This is a genomic window from Novosphingobium sp. B1, from assembly GCF_900176395.1.
Classification (GTDB): domain Bacteria; phylum Pseudomonadota; class Alphaproteobacteria; order Sphingomonadales; family Sphingomonadaceae; genus Novosphingobium.
The window spans coordinates 95,416-104,080 of record NZ_FWXL01000010.1; the positions used below are offsets into that span (position 1 = coordinate 95,416).

6 protein-coding genes are annotated in these 8,665 nt (G+C 62.3%); 3 read left to right on the forward strand and 3 right to left on the reverse strand.

Features of this window, described 5'->3' with window-relative positions; all coding sequences use genetic code 11:
• Positions 1-36: 36 nt before the first annotated feature.
• Positions 37-912: a prolipoprotein diacylglyceryl transferase gene (gene lgt / locus B9A23_RS16445; RefSeq protein WP_007016079.1), complete on the forward strand. Its 876-nt coding sequence runs from the start codon at positions 37-39 to the stop codon at positions 910-912.
• A 3-nt stretch (positions 913-915) separates the two neighbouring features.
• Here the strand turns inward: lgt and B9A23_RS16450 are convergent, their stop codons facing one another.
• From B9A23_RS16450 to B9A23_RS16460, 3 genes are all read right to left on the reverse strand, one after another.
• Positions 916-1,518: a DUF6118 family protein gene (locus B9A23_RS16450; RefSeq protein ID WP_254895160.1), complete on the reverse strand. Its 603-nt coding sequence runs from the start codon at positions 1,516-1,518 to the stop codon at positions 916-918.
• 298 nt (positions 1,519-1,816) lie between these two features.
• Positions 1,817-2,383 (reverse strand): signal peptidase II, encoded by a 567-nt coding sequence (gene lspA, locus B9A23_RS16455; RefSeq protein WP_083199200.1) that lies wholly within the window; start codon positions 2,381-2,383, stop codon positions 1,817-1,819.
• 2 nt (positions 2,384-2,385) lie between these two features.
• Positions 2,386-5,346 (reverse strand): heavy metal translocating P-type ATPase, encoded by a 2,961-nt coding sequence (locus tag B9A23_RS16460; protein WP_254895161.1) that lies wholly within the window; start codon positions 5,344-5,346, stop codon positions 2,386-2,388.
• Between the two features lie 573 nt (positions 5,347-5,919).
• Here B9A23_RS16460 and B9A23_RS16465 point away from each other — a divergent pair.
• Both B9A23_RS16465 and B9A23_RS16470 read left to right on the forward strand, forming a co-directional pair.
• Positions 5,920-7,965, forward strand: coding sequence for an NAD(+) synthase (locus B9A23_RS16465; protein WP_065847552.1), 2,046 nt, complete (start codon positions 5,920-5,922; stop codon positions 7,963-7,965).
• Positions 7,966-8,062: 97 nt separating this feature from the next.
• Entirely contained in the window at positions 8,063-8,479 is a 417-nt protein-coding gene (locus B9A23_RS16470) for a MerR family transcriptional regulator (RefSeq protein WP_065847549.1), read from the forward strand.
• Positions 8,480-8,665: the final 186 nt, after the last annotated feature.

Consider the following 8,665-nt stretch of genomic DNA (forward strand, 5'->3'; position numbering starts at 1 on the left):
GCTCGAGCGCCGCTTCTCGCAGGCAGGATACAATCCTTGGATAGCCATATCGCATTCGCCAGCCTCGGATTGAGCCCGATAGCCATCTCCATAGGCCCGCTCGACATCCGCTGGTACTCGCTGGCCTATATCGCCGGCATCATTGCCGGGTGGTGGTATCTGCTGCGGCTGCTGGCCCAACCAGCGGCCCCGATGAACCGCGCACAAGCCGACGATCTCGTGTTCTACGCGACGTTGGGCGTTATCCTCGGTGGCCGTCTCGGCTATGTGATCTTTTACGGTCCTGAGATGATCTTCGACCCCCTGCAAATCCTCAAGCTGTGGGACGGCGGCATGTCGTTCCACGGGGGTGCAGCTGGCGTCTCGCTCGCGCTGATCCTGTTCGCGCGACGACACGGCCTCGAATGGCTGCGGGTCCATGATTATGTCGCCTGCACCGTGCCGATCGGCCTGTTCTTCGGCCGCCTCGCTAATTTCGTGAATGGTGAGCTTTGGGGAAAGCCCACCGATGTGCCTTGGGCGATTGTGTTCCCCGGAAGTCGCGATGGCCTCGCGCGTCACCCGAGCCAGCTCTACGAAGCCGGGCTGGAAGGACTGGTCTTGTTTGCCGTGCTCGCGTGCCTTTTCTGGTTTACCAACGCCCGACGTCGCCCTGGCATGCTCGTCGGCGTGTTCCTTCTTGGCTATGGGCTCGCTCGCTTCATTGTCGAATTCTTCCGGGAGCCGGATGCCCAGCTTGTCGGCTTCACAGCCAGAACAGGGCTTCATATGGGTCAGTGGCTCACCGTGCCGATGATTGCCGCAGGTATCTATTTGATAGTCGCAGCTTGGCGCGCCGGCTCGCGCAACCAGCAGGGCAAATCAGTAAAAAGTGAGCCAGCAATCATGCCAAAATCGAGTTGCAGTGAATAGGAACTAGCGGTCGCTATCCTGCTGCTCCTCAAGGCTAGCACCAACTTTGATTGTGCATCGCACCGTCTCGCGCGTTCGGGCTGCGGCCTTGCTGCACCCTTCGATCGTTTCGCGATTGGCCAACACCATCCTGTCGGCCGCTATGATCGCGCGGAACGCGGTGGGCGAGGCGGCCTGCATCATCCGCTGCCCGCCTTCCCACATTGACAGGTCGAGCGCTCGCGCCGCCATCTTTTCCGGCCATTGCCAGCTCGCCGGCACGGCACGCGCGACGACGCCGGCGAACGCCGCCCAAAGCACCATGCCGAGCACCACTCCGCCGATCGCCGTCCACATCAACCAGCGGTTCTGCTCGTAGCCCCGCCGCGCCGATGCGGTGACGCCCTGAAGCGCCCGAGTTGCATCCTTCAGCTCTGCGGCTGCGGTCGCGATCGTCCGCCGGTCCTCGGCGCGGGCGTCACCGCCTGCCGCTACGATCCGGTCAACAACGTGACGCGGCGTTGCTCCGTCCCTGGCTGCCGTCACCAGCGCGTCGGCGCGCTGCAAGGTGGCGTCGATCTTCTGCACCATGCCCGCCAGCGTCTCGCTATACGGCGACCTTGGCATAGCCTAACGCCACGAAGCCGGTGTCGACGCCGTTCGTACAAGCTTCTGCCATGCGGACTCCTGTTTTGGCGAACGGCGGTTAGAATGCGTTGGGTTAACCTGCGGGGTCGATGTTGACTGCGGAGGTGGCAATCGCGAAGTGAACCGCGAATCCGAACCGCACGCTGAGCGCTCGGGCGATCGCTCGCCCGCTACAGATCAGTCGAACAACCGTCCAAGGAACCCTCGGCGACCCCGGTGCCCGCAGTCATCGGTATGTCTGACATGGAATGGTCCTTTCCGATTGGTCCTATGAGGCTCAACCCACAAATCTCGATCTCCCCGGCGCCTTCGCAATCGAGACGGTCGATCGCGCCGGCCAAAGGGAGCCTGTAATCAGCAGGACGACGCCGACCGTGATCATGACGTCCGCCATGTTGAAGGCGGGCCAATGCCAATCGCCAACGTGAAGGTCGAGGAAATCGGTTACCGCACCGTGACGCACCCGGTCCACCACGTTGCCGGCGGCACCGCCAGCAATCAGGCCTAGGGCAAATGTCTCGATGCGCCTTGTCGTTCGCACGGCCCATACGAGCAGCCCCGCCGTGATCGCCGCCATGATCGCTGCGAGCAACAGCGGTTGCTCGACGAAAAGCTCGCGAAACATCCCGAAACTGACACCCGTATTGAAACCGAGCACGAGATTGAAAAATGGTGTGATCTTGATCATGTGCGGCGGGATCATCACAATGTTGACGATCAGCCATTTCGTGACGAAGTCGATAGTGAGCGCGATGAAAAGCGCGGCGCCGGCCAGCGCAGCTCGTCCCACCAAGGTTCTGGATTGCACAGTCAATACGTCCTCATATCTGCTTCCAGATGCCATGATCAGCGCGCCCGGCGTACCGCCGCGACCATGGGCTCATGATGCGCGTGGGCCGGAGCACCCGATCTGGTTGAAGGACCGCCCCCCTCAAGCGTCGCCTGACCACGGTTGAGCAGGCGCAGGCCGTTGAGAACGACCAGTAGCGATGCGCCGACGTCGGCGGCAATGGCGCCCCACAGCGACGCGAGACCCACCACGGTCAGCACCGTGAACACGAGCTTCACGAAGATTGAAAACGCAACGTTCTGCCGGATAACTGCAAGCGTTGCGCGGGAGTGGCGCACGAGCCAGGGGAGTCTCGAAAGATCGTCCGACATCAGGGCAACATCGGCCGTTTCAATGGCGGCGTCGCTGCCCACGGCACCCATGGCTATGCCCAGATTGGCGCGCCCCATCGCGGGAGCATCGTTGACGCCGTCGCCCACCATAGCCACCGATCCATAGCGCCGCACCAAATCCTCGACCGCCGCCACCTTGTCGCCAGGCAGAAGTTCCGCCCGCACCTCATCGATGCCCGTCTGCATCGCGATCGTCTCTGCGGTCGCGCGATTGTCTCCTGTGAGCATTACGACGTGTTCGATCCCAGCGCGGTGAAGCGCCGTGACAATATCCTTCGCTTCCGGCCTGACAGCATCGGCAACGGCGACGAGTCCCCAGACGTCCTGACCATCGCCGACCGCGACGATGGTGCGACCGGCGCTGGAAAGCGTATCTGCCCGTTGCAGAACTTCAGGAGAGTTGATGCCACGCTCCTCGATATAACGGCGCGATCCGAGCCACATCTCGCGACCGTCCACTCGCCCGATGACGCCTCGGCCCGTGATGGCTTGGACAGCTTGGGCAGGCTGGACAGCGATCTTCAGTTCGACGGCTTTCGCCAGGATGGCCCGAGCGATCGGATGTCCGCTGCGCGCCTCCAGGGCGGCAGCCAAGCCAAGGAGCTCCGCTTCGCTGCGGCCTCCAAGCGGCACGATCTCGACGACCGCCGGCCGTCCTTCGGTAAGTGTGCCCGTCTTGTCCATGGCAATCGCCTTGAGACGCGCAGGCGTTTCGAGATGGGTGCCGCCCTTCACCAGGACGCCCTGCTTTGCCGCGCCGGCGAGCGCCGCGACGATCGTTACCGGTGTCGAAATCACTAGGGCGCAGGGGCAAGCGATCACGAGGAGCACGAGAGCCCGGTAGAACCAGACATCCCAGTCGCTGCCCAAGAGCAAGGGCGGAGCGAGAAAAATGGCAACGGCGAGCACCATCACGACGGGCGTATAGATGCGCGCGAACTTCTCCACCCATTGCTCACTCGGCGCGCGCAGGCTCTGCGCCGAACCAACCATGCGGATGATCTGGGCGAGCGTCGTGTCATTCGCTGCTTTGGTAGTCAATATCTCAAGCGCACCCTCGCCATTGATGGTCCCGGCATAGACGTCATCGCCTTCCGCCTTGAACACGGGAACGCTTTCGCCGGTGATCGGCGCTTGATTAACCTCGCTCTCGCCGATGGCGACCCGGCCGTCGAGCGGCACCTTGTCGCCCGGCCGAACGATGATATGCGCGCCGACCCGAACTTCCGCCGCCGGGACGTCGCGCTCGGAGCCGTCGTCGAGCTTGACACGAGCTGTGGGCGGCGCGAGCTCCATGAGCGCGGCAACTGCCCGGCGCGCGCGACCAAGACTCCAGGCCTCGAGCGCCAGCGCCAATGCAAAAAAGAACGAAACAGTAGCGGCCTCGAACCAGGCGCCGATGCCGATCGCGCCCGCGACCGCAACCATCATCAGCAGGTTCATGTCGGGACGGAGCCGTTTGGCCGACAGCCAAGCTTTTGGCGCAACATAGCGCGCGGCAGACAGCACCGCTAAAGTATAGAGCATAATGCTCGGCAGCGGGGTCGATCCCAAAGCGTGTTCGCCGGCCTCGAACGCTGCAATGACGCCCCCTCCAAGCCAAGCGTGGACTGCGAAGCCGAGCGCCGTCAGCAAGCCGCTTGCGGTTGTCAGCCAGGACTGCACGCGCTTGCGGCGCTCTTCGGTCTTTGCGGCTTCGCTGCCATCGCCATCAGTCCAGGGCTCGGCCTGCAGACCGGCACGAGCCACCGCCTTTTCTATGCGGGCTTCGAGCATGGAATTCGGTGCCACGCTGATTGACATGCGGCCGTTGAGCAGATCGAAGGCGAGCCTGTCGTCGCCGACCAGCGGACCGACTTCGCGCTTCAAAGCCGCGATCTCGTCGGCACAGTCCATGCCGTGAATGCGGAACACAATCTGCCCCGGCGAACGGGTCGGAATCGGCGGATCGAGGGCTTCCTGCGCTACCGCGCCGCAGCTACCGGCCGAGCCATTATGCATCGAGGCGGTCTCGGCGGAAGCGAATGAGACCGTCTCCGCCGTCCAGAGTTCGGCGCGCATGCTCGCCCGAATCACGACTTGCTCGATCGCGTCAGCCGTCGCCCGGCTCTGGGGGGCCACCGTGATCGTGCCTCGCGCGGTGTCAAAAGCGAGCTTGTCTTCGCCGACGAGCGGGCCGAGCTCTCGCGTGAGAGTCGCCACCTCGTTCTTGCAGTCGAGGCCATGGACCCGGAAGAGCATAGCTTCGGCCGCATCCTCCACAACAAGAGAAGCCCGCATTCCGGTCCGGGCTACGCGGCCGATGATATCGTCGACCGTCGCCTGTCGCTGCGGCGCCACGGTCATGAACCCCTTCGCGGCGTCAAACATTAGCCAGGCGTCGCCGCCGACCAGCGGGCCAATCTCGCGTTTGAGCGTCGCGACTTCATTCTGGCAGTTGAGCCCGTCGACCCGAAACAGGTGCGTCGGTGCGGTTTCCTGCGCTGCATCCTCCGGCAGGAGATGCGCTCGCATTCCAGTCGTAGCGACCGCCCGCTGGATGGCGTCGAGCATCGAAGCATCCCCTGACAGCACTTCCATAACGCCCGCTTGGGTGTTGAACGACAGTTTGTCGTCACCGCCCACCACTGGACTGACCGCCTCTCGAAGCGCGCGGACCTCATTCTGGCAATCAAGGCCGTCGACTTTGAAACGCAGCGAGCTCGGTTGGCCCATCGCCGTGGCATCAGCTCTCATTCTTGTATCCTCGCGATAGGGCCAAGCTGGCCTCGCTGCATTGGTCACTCTACTGACGAATCATACATCCTGTAGTAACTACAGGATCAAGGGGTAAATCTTGCACTTCGGGTAAACTCGGCCAGGTCCGTGATAACGGGCAAGCAATTCACGGCTTCGACCCAACCCGGCAGACCACGATGCAACTCAAGACGGGCTCGCCGGCGTTGCGATTGCGCCCACGCCTTCTTTGGTGTGCGCCACGCGTCCCAGACCAAGCTTATACAACATGCTCGGTCATAATCGTTCTCGGGTTCACACCTCCAGTCACTTGCTATACCTATTTCCTGTAACCACTACTGAACCGCCCTTGATGATAATTATCGAAGCCTTGGTTGATCTATGCGGCCAAAACGCGCGGCCGAGACCGCTTAGCCTTTTCAGCATCCGTGCATCGACGAGCCAGGAAGATGAGATCGGCTGATGAGCTTCTATTCCATCTATCAGCAGGGCTTCGTCCGGGTTGCGGCCTGCACGCCGAAATGCGAAGTTGGCGATCCAAGCTACAATCTCGCTGAGACGCTTGCGCTTGCCCGGGATGGCGCACGCCAAGGCGTCGCGCTGATGGTGTTCCCGGAACTGGGCCTATCGGCTTACGCCATTGATGATCTTCTTGGGCAGGCGGCACTGCTGCAGCGGGTCGAACAGGCAGTTGAAGAGCTTGCGGCCGCGAGCCGTGAGCTTTTACCCGTTCTTCTTGTCGGCGCGCCGCTGGAGCGGGAAGGAAGGCTTTACAACTGTGCTGTCGCCATACACCGCGGGCGCATACTAGGCGTGGTTCCCAAGGGTCACCTGCCGAATTACCGGGAATTTTACGAAAAGCGCTGGTTCGCCTCCGGGCGAGACGTGAAAGGCGCGATAATGGAGATCGCCGGTCAGTCCGTCCCGTTCGGGATGGATCTCATCTTCGCGGCCGAGGATTTGGCAGGGTTCGTCTTCCACACCGAGTTATGCGAGGACGTGTGGGGACCAGCTCCCCCCAGCGATTTCGCGGCCCTGGCCGGCGCTCTGATTCTGGCGAACCTCTCGGCGAGCAACATCACTATTGGCAAGGCCGAAACGCGCCGACTGCTCTGCGCGACCCAATCGGCGAGGTGCTGGGCCGCCTACATCTATTCTGCGGCCGGCCCGGGTGAGTCGACGACGGATCTGGCGTGGGACGGTCAAGCGTGCATCTATGAGCTCGGCGCGCTCCTCGCGGAAACCGACCGGTTTCCGCAGGACTCGCAGATGGCCACCGCCGACATCGATGTCGATAGACTCAGGCTGGAGCGCCTGCGCACCGGTACGTTCAACGAGGCGGCGATCGCCCAAGGCATGCCGGGGGATCGGTTCCGGCGAATCGGCTTTCGCTTCGAGCCGCCGACGGCCGATCTCGGGCTTCATAGGAAAATGGCGCGCTTCCCCTACGCCCCGGCCGATCCGGCGCGCCTCGATCAGGACTGCTATGAGGCCTACAACATCCAGGTGCAGGGACTGATAAAGCGTCTGCAGGCCACCGGCATTCGACGCCTCTGTATCGGCGTCTCAGGCGGCCTGGACTCCACTCACGCCTTGATCGTGGCCGCCAAGGCGTTCGACCGGCTTGGCTGGCCGCGGTCCGACATCCTCGGCTTCACCATGCCGGGCTTCGCGACAGGCGAATCCACCAAAACCAACGCCTGGGCGCTGATGAGCAGTCTCGGCATCACCGCCGAGGAAATCGACATCAAGCCGTTAGCGCTACAGATGCTGGCGGTTCTGCAGCACCCTTTCGCACAGGGCGATCCGGTCTACGATGTGACGTTTGAGAATGTGCAGGCGGGCCTGCGCACCGACATCCTATTCCGCGCCGCCAATCAGCGAAGCGCGATGGTGCTTGGTACCGGCGACCTGTCGGAGATCGCGCTCGGCTGGTCGACCTACGGCGTCGGCGACCAGATGAGCCACTACAACGTCAACGCTTCGGTGCCCAAGACACTCATCCAGTATCTCATCCGATGGGTCACGCAGTCGGACGCTTTCGACGAGGAGACAAGCCGCACCTTGCTCTCGATCCTCGACACCGTAATCTCACCTGAGCTTGTGCCCGCGGGAGCTGGCGGCGCGTTGCAGAGCACGGAGGAGAAAATCGGACCCTATGAACTGCAGGATTTCACGCTGTTCTATTTGACGCGCTATGGCCTGAAACCGTCAAAGATAGCATTTCTCGCCCTCCATGCTTGGCGCGACGCCGCCACTGGCGATTGGCCACCCCAATACCCGCAAGAGCGCCGCCGAGCCTATGACTTGGCGACAATCAAGTCCTGGATGGAGGTGTTTCTCTACCGGTTCTTCACGGTCAGCCAGTTCAAGCGCTCGGCCTCTCCCAATGGGCCTAAGGTCACCGCAGGCGGATCGCTGTCCCCGCGCGGTGAGTGGCGCGCACCATCGGACGGCAATGCCCGGCTATGGCTGGAGGAATTGCGCGTCAACACGCCCTCGGACTGAACCAGTGGCCCTCTTGCTGCCGTCCTAGGTGGGCGGGGTTCACATACCCCTGGCCCCTTGCTATACCCATGTCCTGTAGCCACTACAGAATTACTCTATGATGATCACGATCGGAGCCTTGTCCAAACGCACGGGCGTCAATATCGAGACGATCCGCTATTATGAGCGGATCAAACTCATACCTCCACCACCCCGAACCGACAGCGGACGACGCCTCTACGGGGCGGAGGACGTTCGGCGATTGACGTTTATCCGCAATGCCAGGGACCTCGGCTTCGACATCTCGGCCATCAAGACGATGCTCGCTCTGCAGGAAGAGCCTGAAGCATCGTGCCAGGAGGTAAGCCAGATCGCTACCGATCAGCTCGAAGCCGTCGAAAGCCGGATCCGCCGGCTACTCGGGCTTAGGACCGAGCTCATCCGGATGGTTCAGGAGTGCGACAACGGGAAAGTCGCGACTTGCCGGATTATCGAAGTGCTCGGCGACTCTCCCGGTCAATCCGACGCCCCATAGTTTTCCTACCATGAGGACAGCGACGCCATAGACGATCGCCGCGTCAGCGAAATCGAAATGGGCCAATTGTGGCCCAAGCCTGCGATACGCCGTAAGCGCCGACGGAAGGCGGCGTTGACGTAAGTCTATTTGGCCTTCCGCGGGCGCGGCGCCCATTTCTTTGCCAGCGCTGCTAAGCGGTTATGG